At 62.2% G+C, this 26562-nt stretch carries 27 protein-coding genes; 16 read left to right on the top strand and 11 right to left on the bottom strand.

Annotation, left to right across the window (positions count from 1 at the left end; translation table 11 throughout):
- Nucleotides 1–33: 33 nt before the first annotated feature.
- The 6 genes from C5J26_RS02145 (at nucleotide 34) to C5J26_RS02125 (ending at nucleotide 4264) form a co-directional block, all read left to right on the top strand.
- Complete coding sequence (locus C5J26_RS02145) at nucleotides 34–1056, top strand: RluA family pseudouridine synthase (protein WP_105400319.1); 1023 nt, start codon at nucleotides 34–36, stop codon at nucleotides 1054–1056.
- A gap of 70 nt (nucleotides 1057–1126) precedes the next feature.
- Nucleotides 1127–1960 carry an AraC family transcriptional regulator gene (locus C5J26_RS02140; protein ID WP_105400318.1) on the top strand — a complete coding sequence of 278 codons (834 nt, stop codon included), beginning with the start codon at nucleotides 1127–1129 and terminating at the stop codon, nucleotides 1958–1960.
- A gap of 92 nt (nucleotides 1961–2052) precedes the next feature.
- A complete protein-coding gene (locus tag C5J26_RS32500) occupies nucleotides 2053–2214 on the top strand; it encodes a hypothetical protein (protein ID WP_172716939.1) in 162 nt (53 codons plus the stop codon).
- 97 nt (nucleotides 2215–2311) lie between these two features.
- Nucleotides 2312–2617, top strand: a complete 306-nt coding sequence (locus C5J26_RS02135; protein ID WP_371681880.1) for a DUF1127 domain-containing protein — start codon at nucleotides 2312–2314, stop codon at nucleotides 2615–2617.
- 270 nt (nucleotides 2618–2887) lie between these two features.
- On the top strand, nucleotides 2888–3790 hold the full coding sequence (rpoH, locus tag C5J26_RS02130; protein WP_046666717.1) for an RNA polymerase sigma factor RpoH: 903 nt from the start codon (nucleotides 2888–2890) through the stop codon (nucleotides 3788–3790).
- A gap of 90 nt (nucleotides 3791–3880) precedes the next feature.
- Entirely contained in the window at nucleotides 3881–4264 is a 384-nt protein-coding gene (locus C5J26_RS02125; RefSeq protein WP_105400317.1) for an ACT domain-containing protein, read from the top strand.
- Nucleotides 4265–4330: 66 nt separating this feature from the next.
- On the opposite strand, the gene C5J26_RS02120 is transcribed toward C5J26_RS02125, so the two are convergent.
- The 4 genes from C5J26_RS02120 to C5J26_RS02105 all read right to left on the bottom strand — a co-directional run bounded on the left by C5J26_RS02120 (nucleotide 4331) and on the right by C5J26_RS02105 (nucleotide 8955).
- Nucleotides 4331–4615, bottom strand: coding sequence for a HigA family addiction module antitoxin (locus C5J26_RS02120; RefSeq protein WP_105400899.1), 285 nt, complete (start codon nucleotides 4613–4615; stop codon nucleotides 4331–4333).
- Between the two features lie 13 nt (nucleotides 4616–4628).
- Nucleotides 4629–4907 carry a type II toxin-antitoxin system RelE/ParE family toxin gene (locus C5J26_RS02115; RefSeq protein WP_105400316.1) on the bottom strand — a complete coding sequence of 93 codons (279 nt, stop codon included), beginning with the start codon at nucleotides 4905–4907 and terminating at the stop codon, nucleotides 4629–4631.
- Between the two features lie 65 nt (nucleotides 4908–4972).
- Nucleotides 4973–7597: a hypothetical protein gene (locus C5J26_RS02110; protein WP_105400315.1), complete on the bottom strand. Its 2625-nt coding sequence runs from the start codon at nucleotides 7595–7597 to the stop codon at nucleotides 4973–4975.
- 59 nt (nucleotides 7598–7656) lie between these two features.
- On the bottom strand, nucleotides 7657–8955 hold the full coding sequence (locus tag C5J26_RS02105) for an adenylosuccinate synthase (RefSeq protein WP_105400314.1): 1299 nt from the start codon (nucleotides 8953–8955) through the stop codon (nucleotides 7657–7659).
- Between the two features lie 289 nt (nucleotides 8956–9244).
- Here C5J26_RS02105 and C5J26_RS02100 point away from each other — a divergent pair, with 289 nt between their 5' ends.
- Complete coding sequence (locus C5J26_RS02100) at nucleotides 9245–10135, top strand: DMT family transporter (protein ID WP_105400313.1); 891 nt, start codon at nucleotides 9245–9247, stop codon at nucleotides 10133–10135.
- 119 nt (nucleotides 10136–10254) lie between these two features.
- Here C5J26_RS02100 and C5J26_RS02095 read toward each other — a convergent pair whose 3' ends face one another.
- The gene (locus C5J26_RS02095; RefSeq protein WP_245441037.1) at nucleotides 10255–12513 is read right to left on the bottom strand and encodes a methyl-accepting chemotaxis protein; all 2259 of its coding nucleotides are present in this window, start codon (nucleotides 12511–12513) and stop codon (nucleotides 10255–10257) included.
- 255 nt (nucleotides 12514–12768) lie between these two features.
- Nucleotides 12769–12984, bottom strand: a complete 216-nt coding sequence (locus tag C5J26_RS02090) for a hypothetical protein (protein ID WP_105400312.1) — start codon at nucleotides 12982–12984, stop codon at nucleotides 12769–12771.
- A gap of 247 nt (nucleotides 12985–13231) precedes the next feature.
- Between C5J26_RS02090 and C5J26_RS02085 the strand changes: the two genes are divergently transcribed.
- Nucleotides 13232–14020: a creatininase family protein gene (locus C5J26_RS02085; protein WP_105400311.1), complete on the top strand. Its 789-nt coding sequence runs from the start codon at nucleotides 13232–13234 to the stop codon at nucleotides 14018–14020.
- Here C5J26_RS02085 and C5J26_RS02080 read toward each other — a convergent pair.
- Nucleotides 14017–14988, bottom strand: coding sequence for a LysR family transcriptional regulator (locus C5J26_RS02080; RefSeq protein WP_046635069.1), 972 nt, complete (start codon nucleotides 14986–14988; stop codon nucleotides 14017–14019). The genes C5J26_RS02085 and C5J26_RS02080 overlap by 4 nt on opposite strands.
- 191 nt (nucleotides 14989–15179) lie before the next feature.
- Here C5J26_RS02080 and C5J26_RS02075 point away from each other — a divergent pair, with 191 nt between their 5' ends.
- The 6 genes from C5J26_RS02075 (at nucleotide 15180) to C5J26_RS02050 (ending at nucleotide 21252) form a co-directional block, all read left to right on the top strand.
- Complete coding sequence (locus C5J26_RS02075) at nucleotides 15180–16196, top strand: ABC transporter substrate-binding protein (RefSeq protein ID WP_046635066.1); 1017 nt, start codon at nucleotides 15180–15182, stop codon at nucleotides 16194–16196.
- 95 nt (nucleotides 16197–16291) lie between these two features.
- A complete protein-coding gene (locus C5J26_RS02070) occupies nucleotides 16292–17116 on the top strand; it encodes an ABC transporter ATP-binding protein (RefSeq protein ID WP_046666726.1) in 825 nt (274 codons plus the stop codon).
- Nucleotides 17116–17955: an ABC transporter permease gene (locus C5J26_RS02065; protein WP_046632217.1), complete on the top strand. Its 840-nt coding sequence runs from the start codon at nucleotides 17116–17118 to the stop codon at nucleotides 17953–17955. The genes C5J26_RS02070 and C5J26_RS02065 overlap by 1 nt, the downstream gene beginning before the upstream one ends.
- A complete protein-coding gene (locus tag C5J26_RS02060) occupies nucleotides 17955–19265 on the top strand; it encodes a cytosine deaminase (RefSeq protein WP_371681879.1) in 1311 nt (436 codons plus the stop codon). The genes C5J26_RS02065 and C5J26_RS02060 overlap by 1 nt, the downstream gene beginning before the upstream one ends.
- 2 nt (nucleotides 19266–19267) lie before the next feature.
- Nucleotides 19268–20674, top strand: a complete 1407-nt coding sequence (locus tag C5J26_RS02055) for an FAD-binding oxidoreductase (RefSeq protein ID WP_105400309.1) — start codon at nucleotides 19268–19270, stop codon at nucleotides 20672–20674.
- Nucleotides 20674–21252, top strand: a complete 579-nt coding sequence (locus C5J26_RS02050; protein ID WP_105400308.1) for an NAD(P)H-dependent oxidoreductase — start codon at nucleotides 20674–20676, stop codon at nucleotides 21250–21252. Before C5J26_RS02055 ends, C5J26_RS02050 begins: the two co-directional genes overlap by 1 nt.
- On the opposite strand, the gene C5J26_RS02045 is transcribed toward C5J26_RS02050, so the two are convergent.
- Nucleotides 21249–21863 carry a GNAT family N-acetyltransferase gene (locus C5J26_RS02045; protein WP_105400307.1) on the bottom strand — a complete coding sequence of 205 codons (615 nt, stop codon included), beginning with the start codon at nucleotides 21861–21863 and terminating at the stop codon, nucleotides 21249–21251. The genes C5J26_RS02050 and C5J26_RS02045 overlap by 4 nt on opposite strands.
- A 106-nt stretch (nucleotides 21864–21969) precedes the next feature.
- Between C5J26_RS02045 and C5J26_RS02040 the strand changes: the two genes are divergently transcribed.
- Both C5J26_RS02040 and C5J26_RS02035 read left to right on the top strand, forming a co-directional pair.
- Nucleotides 21970–23172, top strand: a complete 1203-nt coding sequence (locus C5J26_RS02040; RefSeq protein ID WP_105400306.1) for a low temperature requirement protein A — start codon at nucleotides 21970–21972, stop codon at nucleotides 23170–23172.
- Nucleotides 23173–23226: 54 nt separating this feature from the next.
- The gene (locus C5J26_RS02035; RefSeq protein ID WP_105400305.1) at nucleotides 23227–23802 is read left to right on the top strand and encodes a transglycosylase SLT domain-containing protein; all 576 of its coding nucleotides are present in this window, start codon (nucleotides 23227–23229) and stop codon (nucleotides 23800–23802) included.
- Nucleotides 23803–23810: 8 nt separating this feature from the next.
- On the opposite strand, the gene C5J26_RS02030 is transcribed toward C5J26_RS02035, so the two are convergent.
- The 3 genes from C5J26_RS02030 to C5J26_RS02020 form a co-directional block, all read right to left on the bottom strand.
- Nucleotides 23811–24239 (bottom strand): L,D-transpeptidase, encoded by a 429-nt coding sequence (locus C5J26_RS02030; RefSeq protein ID WP_105400304.1) that lies wholly within the window; start codon nucleotides 24237–24239, stop codon nucleotides 23811–23813.
- Between the two features lie 206 nt (nucleotides 24240–24445).
- Nucleotides 24446–24838 carry a RidA family protein gene (locus C5J26_RS02025; protein WP_105400303.1) on the bottom strand — a complete coding sequence of 131 codons (393 nt, stop codon included), beginning with the start codon at nucleotides 24836–24838 and terminating at the stop codon, nucleotides 24446–24448.
- Nucleotides 24828–26255: an aldehyde dehydrogenase family protein gene (locus tag C5J26_RS02020; RefSeq protein WP_105400302.1), complete on the bottom strand. Its 1428-nt coding sequence runs from the start codon at nucleotides 26253–26255 to the stop codon at nucleotides 24828–24830. Before C5J26_RS02020 ends, C5J26_RS02025 begins: the two co-directional genes overlap by 11 nt.
- Between the last annotated feature and the right edge of the window lie 307 nt (nucleotides 26256–26562).

The following is a 26562-nucleotide window of genomic DNA, read 5'->3' as shown; positions in this document are numbered from 1 at the left end:
CTTGTTCTTGTCGAATGCTATCGGAATGATTGAATGAACGATCCCTTTAAAGAAGCCGAGCGTGCAAGGAAAGTCCTCACCGCCTCCGACGAGGCCGAAGGACGGCTGGACGCCTGGCTGACCTCCGTGCTGGACGGTGAGTTTTCGCGAAACCGGATCAAGGCGCTGATCGAACAGGGCGCTGTCAGCCTCAACGGCAAGCCGGTCACCGAGCCGAAGAAGAAGATCAATGCCGGCGACACCGTCGAGATCGATCTTCCGGAACCCGAGGATCCGGAGCCCAAGGGCGAGGATATCCCGCTCCAGGTTCTCTACGAGGATGCCGACCTGATCGTCATCGCCAAGCCCGCCGGCCTCGTCGTGCATCCGGGCGCCGGCAACTGGACCGGCACGCTGGTCAACGCGCTGATCTATCATTGCGGCGCGAGCCTTTCGGGCATCGGCGGCGTCAAGCGTCCCGGCATCGTCCACCGGCTCGACAAGGATACGAGCGGCGTAATGGTCGCCGCCAAGAACGACATCGCCCACCGCCACCTTGCCGACCAGTTCGCCGACCATGGCCGCTCGGGTCCACTGGAGCGCGCCTATCAGGCGGTCGTCTGGGGTCGTCCGCGCGGCCTGAAGGGAACGATCGACGCGCCTCTCGGCCGTGCCGGAGACCGCACCAAGCGCGCCGTGCAGAAGGAAGACAGCAGCGACGCCCGCGAGGCCATCACCCACTACCAGGTGATCGAGCGTTTCCACGAAAAGCCGGATGCGACCGCACTCGCCGCGCTGATCGAATGCCGGCTGGAGACCGGCCGCACCCACCAGATCCGTGTTCATATGGCCCATATCGGCCACCCGCTGATCGGCGACCAGGATTATTCGGCCGGCTTCAAGACCAAGGCAAACCTGCTGCCGGATTTCGCCAAGGGCGTCGTCAACCGTTTTCCGCGCCAGGCGCTGCACGCCTTCCTGCTCGCCTTCGAGCATCCCCGCACCGGCGAGGTGATGGAATTCGAAGCACCGATGCCCGACGACATGGCGGAGTTGATCGAAGCGCTTAAGGCATGAAACGGGTGGCCTGAGGCACCGTCGAAGAGTATATAACTCTCGACATTCACGAGGCGTCCCAAGGTCCTCCATGAGCCAACTCGCCGTCAGAAAGCTCCTCGACACGGACCTGATCAAGGTCCGCGACGTCATGTGCAACGGCGAATGCCGGCACCGCAGCGACGAGGAATGCTCGCATGCGACGAGCCTCGTCTTCCCCTATCGCGGTGTCTTCATGCGCCATGTCGGCATCGACGACACGGTGGCGGAGGCCAACCAGGTCCTGTTCTTCAACTGCGACGAGGCCTACCAGATCAGCCACCCGGTCGAAGGCGGCGATTCCTGCCTCAGCATGGACGTGCCCGAGGCGATGCTGGAGGAACTGGTCCCGGCCGAGCACCGCAATCCCAGAGGATCGCGCTTCGTCTTCAACAAGCAGCGGCTGAGGATCGACGAACGAGCCCAGGCGCTGGTAGCGCTGCTGCGCCACAGCCTGATGCGCGGCGCCGCCGAGACCCTGGAAGCCGAAACGCTGGCCATGACGCTGGTGCGCCGCTCCGTCGGTGTGCGGACCGCGCGCGCCGCGACCGCCAGCGCCGGCCGCCAGAAGCTGGTGGACCGCGCCAAGCTCGCCCTCTCCTCCGATCTCGCCCGCCGCTGGACGCTCGCCGAGATTGCCGGTGAAACCGGCGTCTCACCGGTCTATCTCACCCAGGTCTTCCAGCAGGTGGAGGGCACGCCGCTCTACCGCTACCAGCTTCGCCTGCGGCTGGCCCGGGCGCTCGATCTGCTCGGCACCTATGACGACCTGACCGAGCTTGGGTTGGAACTCGGCTTTTCCAGCCACAGCCACTTCTCGTCGGCTTTTCGCCACGCTTATGGGCGGACGCCGGCGGAATTCCAGCGCTTTGCGGGCTTGAGATAGCAGCCACAAAAGTCGCTAAAGATTTTGACAGCGGAAGCCCCTGCCAAAATGCTTTTCTTCTTCCCGTAAGATCAACATCGGGAGATGCCACCATGAAAGAGAACACCTGCGCCGCCTGCGACTGCGAACTCGATTCGACCCGGATCGCCGTGAAGATCGGCGGCAAGACGGTCGAAGTCTGCTGCGAGGAATGCGCTGAAGCCCTGCGGGAAGCGGAAGTCGCGACCCGCACGGCCCAGGCAGCCAGCAAGTAAAAACCGGCACCGGTACCGACATCGAGGCGGGCGCCAGTCGCCCGCCTCCTAAACACCAGCCGCGCGCATTGCCCGGCACTCTTTCAGGAGAAAGATCATGAAGAACGAGAACCGGGCGGTCTTTGACCGCGCATCGGAACGCTATCACCTTGTCATGGAACTGCCGCCCGCAGCGGCATGCCAGCCGCTCGCCGCCGACGATGCATCGGCCAAGCCGTCGCCCTTGCGCCGGGTGGTCGCAGCCATCGTGAGAAGAATTCGCCAACGCCGCAACCGTGTGGCGCTGCTGGAGTTGACCGACGACCAGTTGAAAGATATCGGCGTCTCGCGCGGCCAAGCTTACGGCGACGTCAGCCGCTACCGCCGCTCCAACGCGCAGGGACTGGAACGCAAATGCCTTTGACCCGACGGAGATGGGTGAGGCAAGATACACTTCTGGGATCCTGGACGATCACAATCGTCTTGCTTCCCAGCGCGTCAAACCAAGGCGCTGTATATTACGATATTGTAATGATATAACGCTTCTGTGATGACTTGAATCACTGTTCTGCCGTACTTATCTGTCATTTGGGTCGGTGTGGGGTCGAAAATGACCTGCGCCGCTTGGCTCGCCTTCAGCATGTACAGCAAGATCAAAAAGGGAGCCGATATATAGATCGGAAAGGGGTGCTTTATGGCCCGCAATACTCTGCCTTCCATTACTGCCGGTGAAGCCGGCCTCAACCGCTATCTCGACGAAATCCGCAAGTTTCCCATGCTGGAACCGCAGCAGGAATACATGCTGGCGAAACGGTATGCCGAACATGCCGACCGGGATGCGGCCCACAAGCTGGTCACCAGCCACCTGCGTCTCGTGGCAAAGATCGCCATGGGTTATCGCGGTTATGGCTTGCCGATCGGCGAAGTCGTCTCCGAAGGTAACGTCGGCCTGATGCAGGCCGTCAAGAAATTCGACCCGGAACGCGGCTTCCGTTTGGCGACCTATGCCATGTGGTGGATCAAGGCCTCGATCCAGGAATACATCCTGCGCTCGTGGTCGCTCGTGAAAATGGGCACCACCGCCAACCAGAAACGGCTGTTCTTCAACCTGCGCCGGTTGAAGGGCAAGATCCAGGCGATCGACGAAGGTGATCTGAAGCCCGACCAGGTGGCAGAAATCGCCACCAAGCTGAACGTCTCCGAGGAGGAAGTGGTTTCCATGAACCGCCGCCTTTCGGGCGACGCCTCGCTGAACGCGCCGATCCGCGCCACCGAAGGCGAATCCGGCCAGTGGCAGGATTGGCTGGTGGACGACCACGAAAGCCAGGAAGCCGTGCTGATCGAGCAGGACGAGCTCGACACGCGCCGCCGCATGCTGGCCAAGGCTCTGAGCGTGCTGAACGACCGCGAACGCCGTATCTTCGAAGCCCGTCGTCTTGCCGACGATCCGGTGACGCTGGAGGAACTGTCGTCCGAGTTCGACATCAGCCGCGAACGCGTCCGGCAGATCGAGGTCCGCGCCTTCGAAAAGGTGCAGGAAGCCGTTCAGAAGGAAGCGCTCGCCCAGGCGAACGCCCTGCGCGTCGTCGACGCTTAATCACGCGCGACGCTGACGATATAAAAGGGGCTGCTTCGGCGGCCCCTTTTCTTTATCCGGTATCCGTGGACTGGAAATGGGGAAGCAGGGATGGCAGCGCAGATCACGCTCAGGAAACTTGCGGGCAGCTATGCCATCGCCAGGCTTGAACCCGCCGACCGCATTCCCGCATGGGCGGATGGCGAAGGTTTCGTCAGCATCAGCCGCACCGAGGATGAGCTCTCCATCGTCTGCCGCGAGGAGCGTGTGCCTTCCGGCATCAAACAGGACGGCGGCTGGACCTGCTACAAGTTCCAGGGGCCGTTCGCGTTCGGAGAAACCGGCATCGTGCTCTCGGTGATCCGGCCGCTTTCGGAAAACGGCATAGGCATTTTCGTGGTCTCCACATTCGACGGCGACCACCTGCTGATCAAAACGGCCGACGAACCGCAGGGCCGCGAGCTGCTGCAGGCGGCCGGCCATACGCTTCTCTAGGCGATACAAAACCACGGTTTGGCATGTGTAGGGAGAGGAGCCGGTCGGGCGACACCGCCTGGAACGTCAGGCTGCTTCGGACGGTTTGACCTCTTCCGCGATCCGGGCGCCATTTTCCCGTTCGGCAAGAGCAAGCTCATAGGCCGTCTGCAGATCGAGCCAGAAACGAGCGGTGTTTCCAAAATACCGCGCCAGTCTCAGGGCCGTATCGGGAGAAATGCCGCGCTTTCCGTTAAGGATGTCGGTGATCCGCCCTGAAGGCAGGCGGAGTGAAAGGGCGAGCTGGTTGGCCGACAGACTGCGCGCGGTCAGTTCGCGTTTCAAAATGCGACCAGGATGAACTGCCATCATCTGCATATCCTTCCTAATGATAATCGACGATCTCCACATCCCAGGCATCTCCATCCCTGAACGTGAAGCAGATTCGCCACGGCCCGTTGATCGTCATTGCCCACTGCCCTGAGCGATTTCCGGAAAGCTTGTGAAGGCCGACGGACCGCAATGGGCTGAGATCGTTGAGCGACGATGCCGCGTGGAGCGCCGCCAGCAACTCGATCGCGGCCTCTTCGTCCATCCCCGAAAACTTGGCTTTGCCGTCCTCGGCAAAGCGGCGGGTAGAACTACTCGCCCACGACTTGATCATGGATGAACGTACTACGCTCAGCGTAGTACGTCAATCTCGTCCGCACCCAGGGAGGGCCTGCCTGGTCACTGCCCGCTGGCAGTGGCACCGAGCGTGCCCCACTCGCGGATCGCGTCGTTGAAGGCGCGTTCGCCATCCGAGCCTTTTTGGAGGGTCAGCAGCGCACGGCGGCCGTTGCGATAGGCGATCGGGATGTCGATCCAGTTGCGGCTGCGCAGCAGTTCCAGATTGGTCGAGCGTGCATCCGGGAAATCGTTGAGCGCGATCATGTGGAAGTCGTCGGTGATCTTGGCAGGCACTGCGATCAATGCGTTGCCGCGATCCTGCTCGCTCGCCTTCATGGCAATGCGCTGCACGCTTTCGATCGCACCGCCTTCGAAATCCGGCGGCACTGCGAAGACGATCTCGACCAGGTGGCTCGCCGGCAGCGACGGATCTGTATTGCGCTTGAAGGTCATCAGCGCCGTCAGGCCCCTGCCCGGCACGTTGATACGTCCCTGAACGACCGGTTCCTGCCGGCCGTTGGCGCCTGCCTCACGCTGCAGCGACCAGGAGACCGAGCCCTCGATGGCCGTCGGCGCCGTCTGGCCGATCCGCTCCTCATAAAGGAACATCTTTTCGCCTGCGACCGCCGGAGTATTCGCCGGAGCCGCCGAGGGCGGGCTGGCGGGCGGCGTGGCGGCATTCGGAGCCGGCACAGCCGGTTGCGTCTGAGGCGGCACCGCATTGGCGCTGCCGTTCGGCGTGCTCGGAGTGGGCGCCGGTTGCGCCGGAGGATTGGCGGGCGGGGCATTGAGCTGCGCGACCGACTGGCCTTCCGCATTCTGCGCCAGCCCGGCGGTGACACCCGGCCCCTCGTCGACCTCGCGGCCGTCTGCCATCAGCCGCTGCGTGAACTTGGTCCCGGCCGTCGATCCGTCCGCCGTTCGCGGCGCGGCAGGCGTATTGGCCGCACCGTTCTGTGGCGGCGTCGCAGGGGTGGAAGGCGTCGAAGGGGTGCGGTTGGGTTGCGGCGTCGCGGGTGCGGGCGCCGGTGTCTGCTGCGCCGTCTGGCTTCCGGGCGCGCTCGACTGGATCAGGCCGTCGACCATGTCGTTCAGCGAGTCGCGGTTCAGCCAGATCGCATAACCACCGCCGCCGACAAGTGCCAGACCGACAACCGCCAGCACGATGCCGGCATAATTGCGCTTGCGTACCGGAGTGACCCGATAGGGTCTGGCCGGCGCATGCATCAGATCGTCCGCATCGGCATCGGTGTGGAGCGTGCTGCGCGCGCCACCGCCCGAAGAGGACGGCGCATCCTTGTTGAAGCCGATCAGCTCCTCGAGATCACCCCACGGATCGCTGTCGGCTGTTTTCGCCGGCGCGGCAGTGGTCTTCTTGGAATGTTGCTCATCGAGATATTCGGCGAAGGGATCAATGCCGGCAGCCGTTGCCACTCCTGCCGCCGCGGCGGATTGCTCCGCGAGCTCCGGGAGATCGGCAACCGGCGGCATGCGGACCGAATCGGCCGATACATGGGTCTCCAAATCGAAATGAGCGTCGGCCGGAGTTGCGGTACCGCCGTGCCCATGATCGATCGGCACGACGGGACCGGCCGTGATCAGTTCCGGCACATCGTTCCATGCAGCGGCGGCAACCGTCTCCTGGCTCGACACCGGAGGCTCGGCCGGGGCCGGCACCTCCCAGCCCCAATCCTCGTCTACCGGCTTGGCCGGTTCCGGCGCCTGGTGGGCCTCGGCAGGCTGTTCGACCTCCATCCGGTCCTCGACCGGATGCTGATCTTCAAACGGATGCGGTTCGTTGTGCCATGCCTCCACGAACTCGGGAGCGGCCTGCTGAACAGCCTGCTCACCGCGTGTCGGATAGGGGAAATCATCGTCGGCCGATTCGCTTGCGGCAGTATCGGCCGGCTCGGCGGCAGCATCGACCGGTTCCGGCACAACCGGCTCCGAGGCCGGCAGGGGTGCGGCCGTCGGGAATTCGATCGTGCTCTCGTCGAAAGCCTGCGACGGTTCGGGCGCCTGTTCGGAATGTTCGTAGGGTGCCGGTTCGGCTGGCGTCTCTTCCGACGGCACGTCGTCCCGCCAGTCGCCATATTGCTGGGCTGCGGGCTCCTGCTGATCGGAAACCGTCGTTGCCTCTTCCTCCTGGTGGAGGACGGCCGGTTCGGAGACCGGAGGCTCCACCTCGGCAGGTTCCTGCGCGACGGGCTCCGGCTCGGCGGGTTCGGCGTGAACGACGGCTTGTCCCGGCTCTTCATAACCGTCTTCGTAAAAGACGGGCCGTTCTGTGCGAACGGCGGGGGCTGATTCGGATGCGGCCGGCGTCTCTTCCGGCTCATGGGCGGCCGGCGCCTGAGCCGATTCGGCAGCGTGCTGCTGGTCGTCCTGATATTCCGAGACCCGCTCGGCCGGGGCGGCCTCACCGGCCGTCTCGGCATCTGCGGCACTTGCGCCGTCGGCTATGGGTTCCAGTGCTTCGGCATGTTCGCTCTCGACGTCGACGATGGCGGCTTCGAGCTTGTCGAGCTGCCGCCGCAGCATGTCTTCAGGCGGACGCGGCTTCATGTTCTCGAGTTGCCGCTGCACGGCGCCACGAGCCTTTTCATAAACCTTCGCACGCATCTCTGGCGTATTGTTCGCCAGACCGTCAACGGCGCGGCGGATCACCGCTACAAAATCAGCCATCAGCACTTTCTCATGTAAGCCGGCCCGAAGGCCGGCCGAATGGTAATCAATTCTTGACTTTAATCTTCAAACGGGTCGGTCACAAGTATGGTGTCGTCCCGCTCCGGGCTGGTGGAAAGTAGGGCAACCGGCGCACCGATCAATTCCTCGACCTGGCGGACATATTTGATCGCCTGGGCCGGCAGGTCCGCCCAGGAGCGAGCCCCGACCGTCGATTCCTTCCAGCCTTCGAGGGTGACATAGACCGGCTCTACACGAGCCTGGGCGCCCTGGCTTGCAGGAAGATGATCGATCTGCTCGCCGTCGAGCATGTAGCCGACGCAGATCTTCAACTCGTCGAGGCCATCGAGAACGTCGAGCTTGGTGAGCGCAATGCCGGTAATGCCGTTGGTGGCGACCGACTGGCGTACCAGCGCTGCGTCGAACCAGCCGCAACGGCGCTTGCGGCCCGTGACCGTACCGAATTCATGGCCCTTCTCGCCGAGGAACTGGCCGATCTCGTCCTTCAGCTCGGTCGGGAACGGGCCTTCGCCGACGCGAGTCGTATAGGCCTTGGTGATTCCGAGAATATAGCCGAGCGCACCCGGCCCCATGCCTGAGCCGGCAGACGCCTGGCCCGCGACCGTATTCGACGAGGTGACGAACGGATAGGTGCCGTGGTCGATATCGAGCAGCGACCCTTGAGCGCCTTCGAAAAGGATGCGGGCGCCCTTGCGGCGCTGCTTATCGAGCAGTTCCCAGACGGTTTCGCGGAAGGGCAGCACGCGGTCGGCGACCGAGGTCAATTCCTGCATGATCGCCTCGTGCGAGACTTCCTTCTCTCCAAGGCCACGGCGCAGCGCGTTGTGATGGGTGAGGATGCGGTCGACCTTGCCCGGCAGCGTCTCCATGTCGGCAAGGTCCATGACGCGGATCGCGCGGCGGCCGACCTTGTCCTCATAGGCCGGGCCGATGCCGCGGCGGGTGGTGCCGATCTTGGTGCCGCTGTTGGAGGCGGCATCCTCGCGCATGCCGTCGAGTTCGCGGTGCAGCGAGAGAATCAGCGTGGCGTTGTCGGCGACGCGCAGGTTCTCGGGCGTGACCTTCACGCCCTGTGCGCCTAGCTTTTCGATTTCCGCCAGCAGCGCATGCGGATCGAGAACGACGCCATTGCCGATCACCGCGATCTTGCCCGGGCGGACGATGCCGGAGGGCAGCAGCGACAGCTTGTAGCTGACGCCGTCGATGACGAGCGTATGGCCCGCATTGTGACCGCCCTGGAAACGCACCACGATATCGGCACGTTCGGAAAGCCAGTCGACAATCTTGCCCTTGCCTTCGTCACCCCATTGCGAACCAACCACGACTACATTCGTCATCTGTGCTTCCTGTATTGCGGGCAATGCCCCACGCGACCACACGCACACCTTCCGTAGATCAATATTGATATACGGTCGATGCGCCAGTTTGATTTTACATGCACCGCCTTTGGCGGATGGAAACCGTTCAGAGGCATTGCAAACGGCCGCATCTATAAAGCCTCGGCCAACGGAAAGCGACCTGTTTGTCACTCGGGCGTGGTTTTTACGTGACAAAACCGTGGACTGCACGCTATTCCCGCCCGTTATTTCCTGAAATCACCGTCATTTTCCGGCGCCGGAGACCATCTTGCATAAAAAGGCCTATCTCTCGCTCGTCATTGCAACTCTGGCCTGGGGCGGCAATGCGGTAGCGGGCAAGCTCGCCGTCGGCCATGTGAGCCCGATGATGCTGACCTTCTGGCGCTGGTTTTTCGCCGTCGCCATCATCTTCGCCATCTCCGTGCCGCAGCTCATCAAGGACTGGCCGGTCGTCAGGAAGAACCTGCCGATTCTCCTCTTCCTCGGCGTCGTCGGTTATGTCGTCTTCAATGCGGCGCTCTATACCGCCGTCAATTACACGACGGCCATCAACGTGACGGTCGAGCAGGCGGTCATCCCGATGCTGATCTTCCTCATCAACTTCGCCCTGTTCCGGATGAAGGTCTCCTGGGCGCAGATCCTCGGCTTCACCCTGACGCTTCTCGGCGGCATCATCACCGCCATCCACGGCGACTTGAGCGCCCTGGTGACGCTGACCGTCAACTTCGGCGATGCGATCATGATGATCGCCGTCGCCGCCTATGCGATCTATACGGTGGCTCTCAGATGGCGCCCGAAGATCGACTGGCGAACGCTGATGGCGGTCCCCGCCTTTTTCGCGATGGTCTTCTCGCTGCCGCTGGTATTCTGGGAATATTCGGCCGATCGCCTGATCTGGCCGGATGCGGAAGGCTGGGTCGTGGTTCTCTATACGGGCATCTTCGCCTCGCTGATCGCGCAGGTGCTCTACATCAAGGGCGTCGAGGAGATCGGCGCCAACCGGGCCGGACTGTTCATCAATCTCGTGCCGGTGTTCGGCACGCTGCTCTCGGTCGCCATCATCGGTGAAAGCCTGCAGCTCTTCCATGTCGTCGCGCTGGCGCTGGCACTCGGCGGCATCGCCATCGCCGAATGGGGAAAACCCCATATGGACCGTTAGTCCTGCTGGAAACGAAAACCGCCGGCCCCTGCAAAGGAGCCGACGGTTTTCAGATCCTCGACCGGTGATATCCCGCCGCCTGCATAGGCATTGGGGAGCCGGCTGTTCGAAAGTGCTCCTCAGCTGGCCATGGCCAGTCGTCCGGGGGCGAACGAGCGCTGGTCGCGCACGTTGTTTCGGCTCACTTCGAAGCGCGCCAGCAGTTCGGAAAGACGGCTGCTTTCCTCGGCAAGAGTAGCGCCGGCCGCATTCATTTCCTCGACCATGGCGGCGTTCTGCTGGGTCATCTGGTCCATGTGGTTCACGGACGTGTTGATCTCCGAGAGACCTAATGCCTGCTCGTTTGCCGCAATGGCGATCGCCTCCATATGCTGGTTGACCGCCGCGACAAGCTTGGCGATCTCCTTGAGACCGTCGCCGGTATCATTGACGAGAACCACGCCCTGGTTGACGGCAGCTTCGGAATTGCCGATCAGCGTCTTGATCTCCTTGGCGGCCTTGGCCGAGCGCTGCGCCAGTTCGCGGACTTCCTGGGCAACGACTGCAAATCCCTTGCCCGCCTCGCCTGCGCGAGCGGCTTCCACGCCTGCATTGAGGGCAAGCAGGTTGGTCTGGAAGGCTATCTCGTCGATGACGCCGATGATCTGGCTGATCTGGTTCGACGCCATCTCGATCTTCTGCATCGCATTGACCGCATTGGAAACGACCGTACTGGAGTTTTGCGCGCGGGAGCTCGCGTCGCGGACGATTTCCCGTGCCTCGCTCGCCCTTTCGGAGGTCTGCTTCACGTTAGTGGTAACTTCTTCCAGCGCCGCCGCCGTCTCTTCCAGCGATGCAGCCTGCTGTTCCGTACGCTTCGAAAGCTGGTCGGACGCGGTCGAGATTTCGTCGCTGCCGCTGCGAACGCTTTGGGCGGTCCGGTTCACGCCTTCGAGCGCGGTGCGCAACTGGCGGACCGAGCTGTTGAAGTCATGGCGCAAGGTTTCGAACTGCGCGGAAAATTCCTTGTCGATCTCACACAGCAGATCGCCGGCAGCAAGGCGCTGCAGACCGGAGGCGAGTTCCGAGGTGGCCTGGGTCAGCCGCACCTCGGCCTCGGACTCTGCCCTGCGCTGGAATTCGATGCGTTCGGCTTCGGCCGCCTTGCGGGAGTGTTCGGCATCCGCCTCGAGCTGGCGGTTCTGCTGTGCAGCCTCGCGGAAGATTTCCACGGCGCGCGCCATGTCGCCGATCTCGTCGGTGCGGGCGGCCCCCGGGATTTCGACGGAAAGGTCGCCGCCGGCGAGCGTCCGCATCACACCTGTCAACCGGCTGATCGGGTTGGCGATCCGCACGATGACCGTGTAGATGCCGAGAAGCGAAAGCGCAAAAGCGATAACGGTCGCAACACTGTAGACGATGATGGATTGCTTTGCGGAAGCAGCCTCTTCTGCCGTTAGCCTCGTCATCTCGTTGAGCGAGGCAGACGCCATATCGGCGATCGAAGACTGTGCGGGAGCAGCGGGCTTGCGCCAGTCGTCGACCGCCATGTCGAAGGGTTTGCCGGCCTGGAATGCCTTGAGGGCGGCATTACGCTGCTCGGCATACGGCCCGCCGAAATAGGTCGTTTGGGCTGTCCGGTGAAGCGTTTTGATCTTCTCCGGGGTCGTGTCCGCGTTGGAGAGCTGGGTAATGACATCCCATGCGGTTGCCACGCGCGCATCCTGAACCGCAATTTCGGTCAGTTTCTCTGCCGCAAGCGGCTGTTTGGCGATCAGGGCACTGACGAAGGTGGAGTTGGCGGTGCCGAGCTGGGTGCGCGCCGTCCAGGCAAGCGAGCGGATCTGGGTGAACATGATCATCCCCGGCCCGCGCGCATTGATGGTGGCCTCGACCTGATTGGCGGCCTTTTCGAGATCGGCCAGCATCGTATCGGCAAGTCCGAGCACGGCTTTGCCGAGCGCCGGATCGCGATCCTTGACCGCCTGTGTGAGCGCCGTGTCCACATTTGCACGGTAACCGGCCCACTGCGTATAGGCGTTGAGGACGGGAGAGATCGCACCGCGCAGGCTTGCCTGCTCGACGTCGGCGGCCAGGGTCTTCACCGCCGAAAAGGCCTTGTCCATCGACTCGCGGCCGGTATCCATGTTCTTGCGGCTGGACGCGACCTCTGCAGGTTCCAGCTTGATGGCGGAGGAGATGGCGCCGCGCTCGCCGCGCAGCCCGAGCAACGCATTGAAAAGGGCTTCGTCAAGCTGTGCCAGTTCGGAGAGCTGGGTGGAATTTCGGTAGCGGCCTATCTCCTCAGACAGCATCTTGCCCATGAGACCCAAAATGCCCAGGCTCAAGACAACAAAAGCCAGTATCAAAGTATGCTTGATTGAAATCCGCACCTGCATCACTCCTTATTTCAAACAACCGCCGCGGGGTTGGCTGGTTCGGCGGCTTTCCGGACTTGCACGGGAAAGAGGGCCCAACTTCGCGTAGAACGTTAAATATTCAATTAAATACAACGCATTCCAAAGGCCTGCGGAATCATTTTGGAAGCTTGAAGCAGCCCGATTGCCGAATCGCGAAAACCCGCCTCCCCGAGGAGGGAGACGGGCCGGTCCGTCGTGCTGCAACGGACGGGAGCGCAGGAGAGACGCTCCGGATCAGATGTGGTGATGGGCCGGAATGATGGGGCGGCGCTCGCGGATCGGGCTCGGCACCGGATCGACCGGCATGTCGATGATCGCGCCGTCATGGCGTTCGGACGCCACATTTTCGGACAGCACGCGAGCCAAACCGCCAACACCCGCTGCACGTGATTCCTTGCTGACAATCAGCGCCGTCAGGACCACGGCGGAAATGATGAGCTTCTTGATCATGGCTGCACCCTTTTCTTCAGGCGGCTTGGATGCCGTTTCTTGGATGAGTTCACCCTAGCGCTCGGGTTTTTCGGGGCGCTTAAACGGATAGCTGCAATTTTAGTGAAATCAGCTTTTTTCCCGACTTGATACAGAAGGCTCGAAACAGCGCGCTCAAAAAGGCAGCGGAGTAGGCGGAAATTGATGCTTTTCGAGATGTGCCCGATCTCCTAACCCTCAAAAACGAGATGCAGAAAGGCAGGACAGCATGGGCAAGCCATTTTACTGGAACGAACTCAATTCACTCGATTTCGCCGGCCTTTCGCCCGACAAGACCATCGCCATCCTGCCGATCGCCTCGACCGAACAGCACGGCCCCCACCTGCCGATCGCAACCGACGTGGCGATCGCCAACGGCATGCTGGCGGAATTGAAGGCGAAACGCCCCGACAACCTCGATTTCCTGGTGCTTCCCACCCAGGAGATCGGCAAGGCGAACGAACACGTCTATGGGCCCGGCTCGCTCTCCTTCGGCCCGGAAATCCTGATCCCCGCCTGGACCGCGATCGGCGCCAAGGTGGCGGAAGCCGGGGTGAAGAAGCTCGTCTTCGTCAACTCGCATGGCGGCAATGTCGATATCATGAGCATTGTCGGCCGCGAACTGCGCGTCCGCTACAAGATGGCGGTGATCGGCACGCAATGGGGACGCTTCGGCAACCCGCCGGGCCTGATCAGTGAGCACGAGCAGAAATACGGTATCCATGGCGGCGAAGTCGAAACCTCGCTGATGCTGCATTTCCGCCCCGAACTGGTGCGGATGGAGAACGCGCAGAACTTCGTCTCCAAGGCGGAAAGCCGCTCGAAATACATGCAGCCGGCCCCGCCGCACGTGCTGTCCTGGGTGGCGCACGACCTGAACCCCAACGGCGTCGTCGGCGACGCCTCGAAGGGCACCGCCGAAAAAGGCGCGGCTATCTGCCGCCATCAGGTCGCGGGCTTCATCGAGATGCTGCGGGAATTCGAAACCTTCCCGCTTGACGAACTCTATTCCCGCTAACCCTCGTCGCGCTGCGCGTCCCGGCCATGCGGCTGGGGCGGCAGGTGGCCCTTGGCCTGCAATTCGGCCACCATGGCTGCCAGTTCAGACAGCAGGAATTCCACGAATAGGCTGGTCGCCGTATCGAGCGTGGTGCGAGCGCGGGCGAAAAGCTTCATCGGCTGGTGGCGCGCGTGCGGGTTGGCGATCGGCCGGAAGATCAGCTCGCCGCGGCGGCATTCCGACAGCACGTCGAGCGGATTGAGCAGCGTCAGGCCCGTGCCCGCCTTGACCAGCTTCTTCAGCATTTCCGAGGCGTTGCTTTCCACCAGCGGCTCCACCGCGATCGACAGCGGCGATAGCGCCAGATTGATGATGTTGCGCAGGCTGGTGCCCGACTGTGCAAGCACCAGCGGCTCTTGCACCACATCCGCAAGGTCGACCGGCCCCTCTTCCGCCGCCAGCCGATGCCCTGGCGGCATCACAACGCCGATTGGTATGTCGAAGTTGGCGAGCGTGCGGATGCCGGGCGTCGCGGGGATGTTGAAGCCGAGCCCGAAATCCACCTCCCCCGTGATCACCGGCTGCATCGTGTTCGACGGCCCGTCGTTGCGCAGGAGAACCCGCACGCGGGGATGCTGCGCGACGAAGCGGGCTATGATCTCGGGAAGCGGCCCTGCGGCAAGCCCCACGGTCGAAACCAGCGTCACCTTGCCGGCCTGCGGCATCTTGAGGCCGCGGATGCGCGCTTCCATCCGCTCATAGGTCTTCAGCACCTCCCGGATATGCTCGATGCAGAGTTCCCCGGCCGCCGTCAGCTTCAGCCCGCGCGGCATCCGCTCGAAAAGCGGCGCCCCGAACTCTTCCTCCAAGGCCAGAATCTGCCGGTTGATCGCCGACGACGCGACGTTCAGCCGGGCCGCCGCCTTGCGGATCGATCCGCATCGGGCGATTTCGTCGATATATTGAAGTTTTCGCGAGTGCAGCATTTTCTCCGAAGCCCCTCATTGCATGTTTTTTGATCATGCACCACAATTTGGCAGGTTAAAATTCGAGCGCTGCCCTAAAGGCATCAATGTGAACGAATTTTGATGCTTTTCAAAGAGCAACGCAACCGTACAAATGCTCACCATAAGCTGCTCTCACGATGCCGCACGGTTTAACAGGGGAACAAAGCGACATGTCCAAATCCTTGATGATGAAGAGTTTTTTTGCCGCCGTCGGCCTTTCGGCGGTAGCGCTGGCCGCCCAACCGGCTGCGGCTCTCGATGAAGTCTCCTATGGCACCAACTGGCTTGCCCAGGCCGAGCATGGCGGCTTCTACCAGGCCGTCGCCGACGGCACCTATGAAAAGCGCGGCCTGAAGGTGAAGATCGTGCAGGGCGGCCCGAATGCCGCCAACCGCGCACTCCTGATCGCCGGCAAGGTCGATTTCTACATGGGCGGTCCGCTCGGCGACATGGATGCCGTCAAGCAAGGCATCCCGCTGGTCAGCGTCGCCTCGATCTTCCAGAAGGACCCGCAGGTCCTGCTCGCCCATCCCGACGCGGGCGTCGAAAAGTTCGAGGACCTCGCCAAGATGAAGACCATCTTCATGGGCAAGGAAGGCTACACCACTTATTTCGAGTGGATGAAGAAGAACTTCAAAGGCTTCAAGGACGAGCAGTTCAAGCCCTACACGTTCAACCCGGCCCCCTTCATCGCCGACAAGGCCTCCGCACAGCAGGGTTACCTGACCTCCGAACCCTACGAGATCGGCAAGCAGGCCGGCTGGACGCCGAAAGTCTTCCTGATCGCCGATGCCGGTTACGGCCCCTATTCGACGATGATCACCACCACGCAGACGATGATCGACAAGAAGTCGGATGTCGTGCAGCGTTTCGTCGATGCCTCGCTCGAAGGCTGGTACACTTATCTCTATGGTGACAACAAGGCCGCCAACGACCTGATCAAGAAGGACAATCCGGAAATGACGGATGGCCAGCTCGCCTATTCCATCGCCAAGATGAAGGAATACGGGATCGTCGTATCCGGCGACGCCGAGACCAAGGGCATCGGCTGCATCACCGACGAGCGCTACAAGAAGTTCTTCGAGTCCATGGTCGCGATCGGTGTCCAGCCGGCCGACCTCGATTACAAGAAGGCTTATTCGACCAAGTTCGTCTGCAAGGGCGTCGGCATGGCGCTGAAAAAGTAGTCTCGGAAGAGCGCAACGGTTCATTCCCTCTTTGCTGTGCCTGTCACGGGAGAGAGGGAATTGCCGCCCTGTCCCGACTAAGTTCAAGGCCCGCAATGAGCATGTCCCAAGCCCCGCTGATACCCGCCCCCGGGGAGACACGCAGACGCCCGCTGGTCGTCATGCGCTCCGTCTCGAAAACATTCTCCAGCGGCACGCTGGCGCTCTCCGACATGTCGCTGACGGTCGAGGGGGGCGAATTCGTCAGTCTGCTCGGCCCTTCCGGCTGCGGCAAATCGACGGCACTGCGCATCATTGCCGGGCTCGGCGACGTCTCGACAGGCACGATCGACTGGCCGAGTTCGCGCATCAACTCCAAAGGCCTGCCGGAAGGCGACATTTCCTTCGTCTTCCAGGAGCCGACGCTGATGCCGTGGCAGACGGTGTTCGGCAACGTCTACCTGCCGCTGAAACTGCGCGGCGTCTCCAAGTCCGCCGCCCGCGGCGAAATCATGGACACGCTGGCGACCGTCGGCCTCCAGGACTTTGCCGACGCCTATCCGCGCGAACTTTCCGGCGGCATGAAGATGCGCGTCTCGATCGCCCGTGCGCTGGTCACCAAACCGAAGCTGCTCTTGATGGACGAGCCGTTCGCGGCGCTCGACGAAATCACCCGCCAGAAACTCAACGACGACGTGCTGCGTCTGTGGCGCGAGACCGGCATCACGGTGATCTTCGTTACCCATTCCGTGTTCGAATCCGCTTACCTTTCCAACCGCATCGTGGTGATGAAGGCGCGGCCCGGCCGGGTGCATGCGGATTTCCCGCTGGTCACGAGCCTCGAGCGCGATGCCCGTTACCGCACCTCGGAAGAATACCGCCAGGCCTGCGAAAAGGTCTCGACCATGCTCATCGAAGCAATCGGCGGGGAGGAACATTGATGGCCGACACCGATACCGCCCTCGTGCCGCCGAAGCCGGGCTTCCTCAGCCGCAACCGCGACACGCTGCTGCGCACGCTCGTCCCGATCTGCGTGGTGGTCTGCCTCGTCCTCCTTTGGCAATTCATCATCACCGTCAACAGCATTCCACAGTACATACTGCCGGGGCCGCTGGCGGTTGCGAACTCGCTCTACAACGACTGGGGCACGCTCTCCCCCGCTCTCTGGGTGACGACTCAGATCACCATGCAAGCGCTGGCGCTGGCGCTGATCGGCGGCGTCGGCATCGCCGTCTTCCTCATCCAGTCGAAATGGATCGAGACCGCCTTCTACCCGATCACGGTCATCCTGCAGGTGACGCCGATCGTGGCGATCGCGCCGCTGATCCTGATCTATGCGCCGACGACCCAGGTGGCGCTTTTGATCTGCGCCTTCCTCGTCGCCTTCTTCCCGATCCTGTCGAACATGGTCCAGGGCCTGAAGAGCGTCGACCACAACCTGCTCAACCTCTTCGATCTCTACGGTGCCTCGCGCTGGCAGACGCTGCTCTACCTGAAACTCCCCTCCTCGCTCCCCTATTTCATGACGGGGCTTCGGATCGGCGGAGGCCTGGCGCTGATCGCGGCCGTCGTCGCGGAGTTCGCGGCGGGCTCGGCGGGAGCCGGTTCCGGCCTTGCCTTCCGGCTGCTCGAATCCCAGTATCGCCTCAACATTCCGCGCCTGTTTGCGGCACTGATCCTGCTCTCCTTGCTCGGCGTGGTGATTTTTGCGATCACCTCCTTCATCTCCTGGTTTTTCCTGCATCGCTGGCATGAAAGCAGCCTGAAAAGAGAAAACTGATGACTGCCTTCATGACGCTTCCCGATGCTCGCCGTTTCGCGCTCACCAATGCGACGCTGCCGGCCGTCCTCGTCAAGGGCCTGCCGGCTGTCGCAAAGGACGGCCTCATGGAGGCCGATCTCGTCATCGCGGACGGGAAGATCGAGGCCATCCTGCCAAAGGGCTCGGCGCCCGCCGATTTGGTCTCCGCCGATATGCGCGGCGGCATGGTCTGGCCCTGTTTCGCCGACATGCATACGCATCTCGACAAGGGGCATTTCTGGGACCGCCGCCCGAACCCGGACGGCACGTTCGAAGGCGCACTGATGAATGTGCGCGAGGACCGGATCGCCAACTGGACGGCCGAGGATATCCGCGCCCGCTTCGAATTCTCGTTGAAAAGCGCCTATGCCCACGGGACGAAACTGATCCGCACCCATCTCGATAGCATCCCGCCGCAGCCGGATATCTCCTTCCCGTTGTTCGACGAGCTTCGCGCCGAGTGGAAGGACAGGATCGCGCTGCAGGCGGTCGCCCTGCTGCCACTGGAAAACGTGCTCGACGAGAGCGTCTTCGGCGGCATCGTCGCGACGACGAGGCGTTATGGCGGGCTGCTCGGCGGCGCCACCCGCATCCTGCCGGATTTCGAGCGGATCCTCGATACGCTCTTCAAGGCCGCCGCCGACAATGGCCTCGACATCGACCTGCATGTGGACGAGACGGAAGACAAGCAGGTCCTGACCCTGGAAGCCATTGCCGAGGCAAAACTCCGCAACCGTTTCGAAGGCTCGGTGACCGTCGGCCATTGCTGCTCGCTGGCACGGCAGGATGACGAGACCGCAAGGCGCGTCATCGACAAGGTCGCCAAGGCCGACATTTCGGTCGTGTCGCTACCGATGTGCAACATGTACCTGCAGGACCGCCATGCCGGCCGCACGCCGCGCTGGCGCGGCGTCACGCTGTTCCATGAATTGACGGCTGCTGGCGTGAAAACCGCCGTTTCCTCCGACAATACCCGCGATCCGTTCTACGCCTATGGCGACATGGATCCGGTCGAGGTTTTCCGCGAGGCGGTCCGCATCCTGCATCTCGACCACCCGCTCGATACCTCCGCGCGCGTCGTCACCTCGACGCCCGCCGAAATCCTCGGGCGGCCGGATATCGGCGTCATTGCCGAAGGCGGCCCCGCCGATCTCGTACTGTTCAGTGCAAGGCGCTGGAGCGAATTCCTTTCCCGTCCGCAGGCCGACCGCATCGTGATGCGGAATGGCATGGGCATCGACCGTCGCCTGCCGGATTACCGTGACCTGGACCCGATTTTGGACAAGTGAACATGCCGGATTACGCACAGATCAAGAACGAACTCGAAGGCCTCGCGGTCGAGGACAATCCGGCGCTGGTGCGCCAGAAGAGCCGCGATTTCTACTGGTACTCGCCGATCCTCAAGGAAGAACTCGAGAGCGTCACCGCCGATCTCGTCGTCTCGCCGAAGAGCGAGGAGGAGGTGATCCGGGTGCTGAAGGTCGCCTATGCGCATGGCGTGCCGGTGACGCCACGCGGTGCCGGCACCGGCAATTACGGCCAGGCCATGCCGCTCTCGGGCGGCATCGTGCTCAACCTCATCAACATGAACAAGGTCAAGGAAATCCATCCGGGCCGCGTCATCGCCGAGCCGGGCACCGTGATTGCCGAACTCGACCGCCAGACCAGAGCGCATTCCGGCCAGGAACTGCGCTTCCACCCCTCCACCGCGCAGACGGCGACGATCGGCGGCTTTGTCGCCGGCGGCTCCGGCGGCGTCGGCTCGATCCACTGGGGCGGGTTGCGCGACCTCGGCAATATCCTGCGCCTGCGCGTCGTCACCATGGAGGCCGAGCCGCGCGTGCTCGACCTGACCGCCTGGGACCTGCAGAAGGTCACCCATGCCTACGGCACCAACGGCATCATCGTCGAGGTCGAGATGCCGTTGGCTCCCGCCTATGACTGGGTGGACGTGCTGGTCGGTTACGACGACTTCATGGACGCGGTGCGCTTCGGCGATGCACTGGCCCACAAGAACGGCCTGCTGATCAAGGAAATTGCGCCGATCGCGGCGCCGATCCCCTACGACTATTTCCCGCGCCACAAGCCGTTCCTGCGCGACCGCAACCAGTCGATCGTCGTGCTGATGATCGCGCCGCATTCGATGGATGCCTTCACCGCCTTTGCCGAGCGCCAGAAGGGCGAGATCCTATTCCGCTCCGACAAGGTGGAAAGCATGAAGGGCATTCCGCATGCCTATGAACTCGCCTGGAACCACACGACGCTGCGCGCCCTGAAAGTCGATCCCGGCTTCACCTATCTCCAGGTCCAGTATCCGGGGCCGGACCACGTCGCCAAGGTCGAGAAGATGACGAAACTGTTTGGCGACGAGGTGCCGGGCCATCTGGAATTCATCAAGTTCGACGGTCGCATGCAGTGCTCCGGCCTGCCTCTCGTCCGTTACACGACCAGGGAGCGGCTGGAGGAGATCATGCAGATCCATCGCGACAACGGCTGCCCGATCTTCAACCCGCACCGCTATACGCTGGAAGAAGGCGGCATGAAACAGACGGATACCGTCCAGCTCGCCTTCAAGAAGGAGACCGATCCGAAGGGGCTGCTCAACCCCGGCAAGATGATCGCCTGGGACAATCCCGATTTCGATTTTTCCGCCGGCAAGAACTACCTCTTCCCGGGCCTTGCCGCAGCAGGTGGCTGATGCGGGTCCTGCTCGTCCATTCCCATCCGGTCGAGGAAAGTTATGGCGCCGCCCTGCACAGGCAGGCGCGTGAAAGCCTTCTGAAGGCCGGCCACGAGGTGGACGACTGCAACCTTTATGCCGAAGGTTTCGATCCGGTCATGTCGCGCCATGACCGGATGACCTATCACGATTACCCGAACAACCTGTCGCTGGTGAAATCCTATGTCGACCGCCTACAGGCGGCGGAAGGCCTGGTGATCGTCACCCCGGTCTGGAATTTCGGTTGGCCGGCCATGCTGAAGGGCTATTTCGACCGCGTCTGGCTACCGGGCATCACCTTCGAGCTGAAGGACGGCAGGCTGACGCGAAAGCTGCATATTGACAAGGTGGCGGTGGTCACCACCTACGGCGCCACCCGCTGGCGCGCCTTCCTCGCCGGCGACCCACCGCGAAAGCTGTCGAAACGCGTTCTGCGGGTGCAGACCAACCCGGCCCGGCCGGTGACGTTTCTCGCCCATTACGACATGAACAACTGCACGCCGGAGACACGCGCGGCGTTTCTGGACAAGGTGAAGCGGGAGATGGAGCGGTTCTAGCTCCCCATCTCACGGCGGCGCGTCGACAGAAGAGCCGCCGCCTCCACCATCGCCACCCGTGTGGAGGCGTCCTGGCCGTCAGCGTCCGATGCATCCCGCTCGGAGATGAACAGAAACCGATCCACCTGCGCCCCAGCCGCCGTCACCGTCCGATAGATTTCCCACCGCTGATGGATCCTCGCAGCAACCCGGAGCGACGGGATATTTTCCGGGCTGACGATCGAGACGATCCGCGCGAAACCGAGGCCGCCGAGACCAAAATCACGGCAGGCGGCAGCCGCCTCGAAGGCATAACCACGGCCGATCCATTCTCGCCGGAGATGATAGCCGATCTCCGGCTCCAGGCCCTTGGGCGTCGGTTGAAGGGTAATGCCGCAATCACCGATCAGCTCGCCGGTTGCCTTCTCGACGATACCCCAGAGACCGAAACCGTGTTCCTCATAGCTCCTGAAGGCGAGCTTTTCGAACCATGCTTCGGTCTCTTCGAAACTCTTGGCGCGCGGGTAGAAGCGCATGCTCTCGGCATCACCGAAGATGCGAAACAAGATCGGCAGGTCGGCTTTGCCGATTTCCCGCAATATCAGCCTTTCCGTCTCAAGAACGTCGCGCATCCCAAGCCTCGATCATCGCGATATCGCCTGCCACTCTTTACTTGAACACGCTTTTTTGCGCTATTTCCCTCGATCGCGAATCTTGATGCTCGGGGGCAGGCAAACGATGACGAACCAGGCTTCACCACTTGCCACTATCCTGCGTCCCCTGCACCCCCGGGATCCCGACGAGCATCACCGGGTCGCCACTCCGCTCGAACTTCTGTTCGACCTCGTGTCGGTGATCGCGATCGCTTCCGCCGCGGCCGGGCTGCATCACGCGATTGCAGAAAACCATGCGGCGCAGGGCGTGATGACCTTCATCATGGCCTTCTTCGCCATCTGGTGGGCCTGGATGAACTTCACCTGGTTCTCGTCTGCCTATGACAATGACGACGTCGTCTATCGGCTGCTGACCATGGTGCTGATGGGCGGCTCGCTGACGATTGCCGCCGGCATTCCGGCACTCTTTACGGAGGCACCGGATTTCACGCTGGTGATCTACGGGTACGCGGTCATGCGCATCGCCATGATCATCCTGTGGCTGCGGGCCGCCTATCACGACCCGGGCTGCCGCCCCACCGCGCTCGGTTATGCGATCGGGATCTTCCTCGTCCAGCTTCTCTGGCTGAGCTTCCTCTTTCTGCAGCCCCTCACCTTCGGCGTATCCTACATCCTCTGGGCGTTCGCCGTGGTTCTGGAACTGGCCGTGCCGGCCGTCGCGGAGCGGCTGACCGCCAACACACCGTGGCATCGCCACCACATCGTCGAACGGTACGGCCTGCTCAACATCATCGTGCTCGGCGAGACGCTGCTTGCGGGCTCAATCGCGTTGCGCCAGTTCGCCGGCGAATTCAACCTGATGCTGGTGCATACGGCACTATCGGCCCTGGTCATCGTCTTTTCGCTCTGGTGGGTCTATTTCGCCCGCGAGGAACAACTCGGCAGCCATCACCTGAGACGTTCGCTTCTCTGGGGCTACGGCCATTTCTTCATCTTCACGTCGGGCGCGGCGGTCGGCGCGGGTTTTGCCGTGCTCGTCGACATCATCACCCACCATTCCGAGGTCTCCATCCTCGTCGGCGACTATGCGGTGGCGATCCCGGTCGCGATCTATCTGGCGAGCCTGTGGTTCGTGCGCGACCGCTATGTCTGCATCGGCCCGGCGCGTTTCACGCTCGCGGTATTTGCTGTTCTGACGCTGGTTGCGCCGGCAATCGGGCTCGGTCTGGAAGGCATCGCGGGCACGACTGCGCTCGGCGTCATCGTACGAAATCTCTTTGCCGGCCGCGCTTATTTAGCGCCACCGACATCTCATCCCGACCATTAAACTTTTCCTTAAATTTTACCGGTTATTAATCTCTGGAAACCGAGAGATTAAGCGATGCGTATTGCGTTTTTCATCGCCCTCCTGACCGTGTCCCTGTCTGCCTGCGCGTCTGCGCCAAACCGGGTCACCAATGCCTGCGCGATCTTCGAGCAGCGCGACGGGCTGTTCAACAACTGGGCGCGCGACGCCAAGAAGGCGGAGCGGGAATTCGGCGTGCCGGTGCCGATCCTGATGGCGACGATCTATGTGGAATCCGGTTTCCAGCCCTATGCCCGGCCGCCGCGCACCAAGCTGCTCGGCTTCATCCCCTGGACACCCGCTTCGACGGCCTATGGTTACGCCCAGGCTCTCGACGGCACGTGGCTGAGCTATAAGAAGGATACCGGCCGCTGGAGCGCCAGCCGCACCGATTTCGGCGATGCCGTCCATTTCGTCGGCTGGTATCACAACCAGAGCCATCTCAAGAACGGCATCCCGCTCGCCGACAGCTATAACCTCTACCTCGCCTACTATACCGGCCAGGCCGGCTACGCACGCGGCCAGTTCGGCAACGGCGTCAAGCAGACCGCCCAGAAATCCGCCGGCATGGCCGCCAAATACGAAGCGCAGCTCAGAAGCTGCGGCTATTAAGGCGAAACCTAGCGGCTGACGACGATGCGCGTGTTCGACACTCCGTGCCGGCTGGCGAGCGAGAAGAATGTCGCTGCATTTTCAGGATGCAGGCGGATGCAGCCATGCGAGGCAGGTCGGCCGAGCCGCTTCGTCTCGAAGGTCGCATGGACAGCATAACCGCCGTTGTAGAACACCGCAAACGGCATCGGAGCGTTGTCGTATTTGCGCGAACGATGATCCCTGGAGAGCCACTTGGCGCGCCAGTTCCCCGTCGGCGTCGAATAACCCGAACGCGCGGTCGAGACCTTCCATTCGTAAACCACCACGCCATCCTGCTCGACGGTCATGGTTTGCGACGAGAGGCTGACGCTGGCAACAAGACTTGCAGAAAAAGCAGCGGGTGCGAGAAATTGCGCACAGAAGAGCGCCATGGCTCCCATTACGATACGACGCATAGAAAACCCCCAATAAAAAACCCTGGAGCAAAAAATACCCCATTCAGCTCAAGGAATATTTAAAATGGAGGACGGTATTCGGCGTAAAATCAAAAATGCATCCGCCATCGCCGCAACAAGACAATACGTGATCAACAAAGACTGAATATGTGCCGCATGCCCGCGATGCGGATGACTTGGGAGAGTTATCTCTATTCGGCGTTGCTTCAAAACACCTTCGCCGCCGTCACCTCCACTTCGACCAGGAATTCGGCGCGGGTGAAGCCACCGACGACGATCAGGGTCGAGACCGGTTTCGGATCGAGCGTATAGCGGTCCCGCACCATCATGTAGGCGGGAAAATCCTCGCGGCTGGTGACGAAGCCGGAAATGCGGATGACATCCGCATAGGTCATGCCCGCCTCTTCGAGGATCGCGCCGATCGCCTTGAAGCAGAGTTCGGCCTGCCCTGCCACGTCCGGCGGGATCCTGTCTTCCGGCGAAATGCCGAGCTGGCCGGAAGTGACGAGCAGGCTTGCGCCCGGCGGCACGAGCAGGCCATGATTGTAGCCGCCGAACGGCTTGCGGACGGAAGGCGGATTGAAGGTCTTAAATGCCATAACCGACGATACCCTTGATTTCGAGGAAGTCGTGAATGGCCCAGTCGGCGTATTCGCGGCCGTTGCCGGATTGCTTGAAGCCGCCGAAGGGCGCGAAGAGATCCCATTCGGGATAGTTGATGAACACCGAACCGGCCCGCAGCCGCGCCGCCACCTTGCGGGCATGGGCAAGGTCGCCGGACTGGACATAGGCGGCTAACCCGTAGGGCGTGTCGTTGGCGATCTCGATTGCCTGTTCCTCGGTCTCGTAAGGGAGGATCGACAGGACCGGCCCGAAAATCTCCTCGCGGGCGATGGTCATGTCGTTGGTGACGTTTCCGAACACGGTCGGGCGGATGTAATAACCGCGGTTGAGATTTTCCGGCCGGCCGGGGCCTCCGGTGACCAGCGTCGCGCCTTCGGTGATGCCCGCCTCGATCAGCCGCTGGATCTTGTCGAACTGGACCTGGCTGACCACCGGGCCAAGATCTATCCCGTCGGCGCGCGGATCGCCGGTCTTGAGCTTTTCGGCCGCAGCCTTGGCAACTTGAAGCGCCTCGTCGTGACGCCTGGCCGGCACCAGCATCCGGGTCGGCGCGTCGCAGGATTGGCCGGAATTGGCAAAGCAGGCGGTCACGCCCTCCGCGACCGCCTTTTCGAATTCTGCATCCGCCAGGATGATATTGGGCGACTTGCCGCCGAGTTCCTGTGCCACACGCTTCACGGTATCGGCGGCCGTCTTGGCGACGATCACCCCGGCGCGGGTCGAACCGGTGAAGGACACCATGTCGACGTCCGGATGGCCGGCCATCACCTGCCCCACGTCCGGACCGGTGCCGTTGACGAGGTTGAAGACACCCTTCGGCGTACCGGCGGCCTCCATCACTTCCGCAAAGATGATGCCGCTGATCGGCGCGATCTCGGAGGGTTTGAGCACCATCGTGCAGCCGGCGGCGATCGCCGGCGCCACCTTGCAGACGATCTGGTTGAGCGGCCAGTTCCACGGCGTGATGAGAGCGCAGACGCCGATCGGCTCTTTCACGATGGTCGTCGTGCCGCGCGTCTCGGTGAATTCGTAGGCCTCGAACGCCTCGATGGTCGCCTTGAGATGCCCCTGCCCGGCGGCGGCCTGCGCGTCCCGGGCAAAGCCGATCGGCGCGCCCATTTCCTGGGAAACGGCTTGCGCGATATCCTCGTAACGCTTTTCGTATTCGGCAAGGATACGGCGGAGCAGCGCCAGCCGCTCCTCCTTCGACCACTGAGAGAAAGACGCGAAAGCGGCCTTGGCGGCTGCGACGGCCTTGTCCACATCCGCCTTGGAACCGAGCGCGATCCGCGTACAGGCCTCTTCGGTGGACGGGTCGATGACGTCGAGCGCGACCGGAATGACCGGCTCGACCCAGACACCGTCGATGAAGAATTTCAAGTGGTTGCTCATGGGAAACCTCCGCGCGTCGAGGAAATGGTGAGCCACTATCGGCCATCGCCATCGGCCTCGCAAGCCCGCCGGATGCCTCGAAAAGACGAAGTGCGGAGGCCTGTTCCATCGCCACGCAGCGCTCGGCAGCCGACGTCTTTGCTCTTGCAGGCCAGGGAAAGCCGGGCGATTCAATAAATCTTAAATGTTCGTGAAACTCATCGAAACATATCAGCAACAATACCGCTTCATCCGAACTTAAAAGCTCGATGTTATGGAATAGATCGACCTTGCGACGACCAAGCGACTTTCCGCAACGCTGGGCCAT

Origin of the sequence: Neorhizobium sp. T7_12 (assembly GCF_002968535.1) — a bacterium.
Classification (GTDB): Bacteria; Pseudomonadota; Alphaproteobacteria; order Rhizobiales; family Rhizobiaceae; genus Neorhizobium; species Neorhizobium tomejilense.
This window is presented reverse-complemented; position numbering and strand designations above follow the sequence as displayed.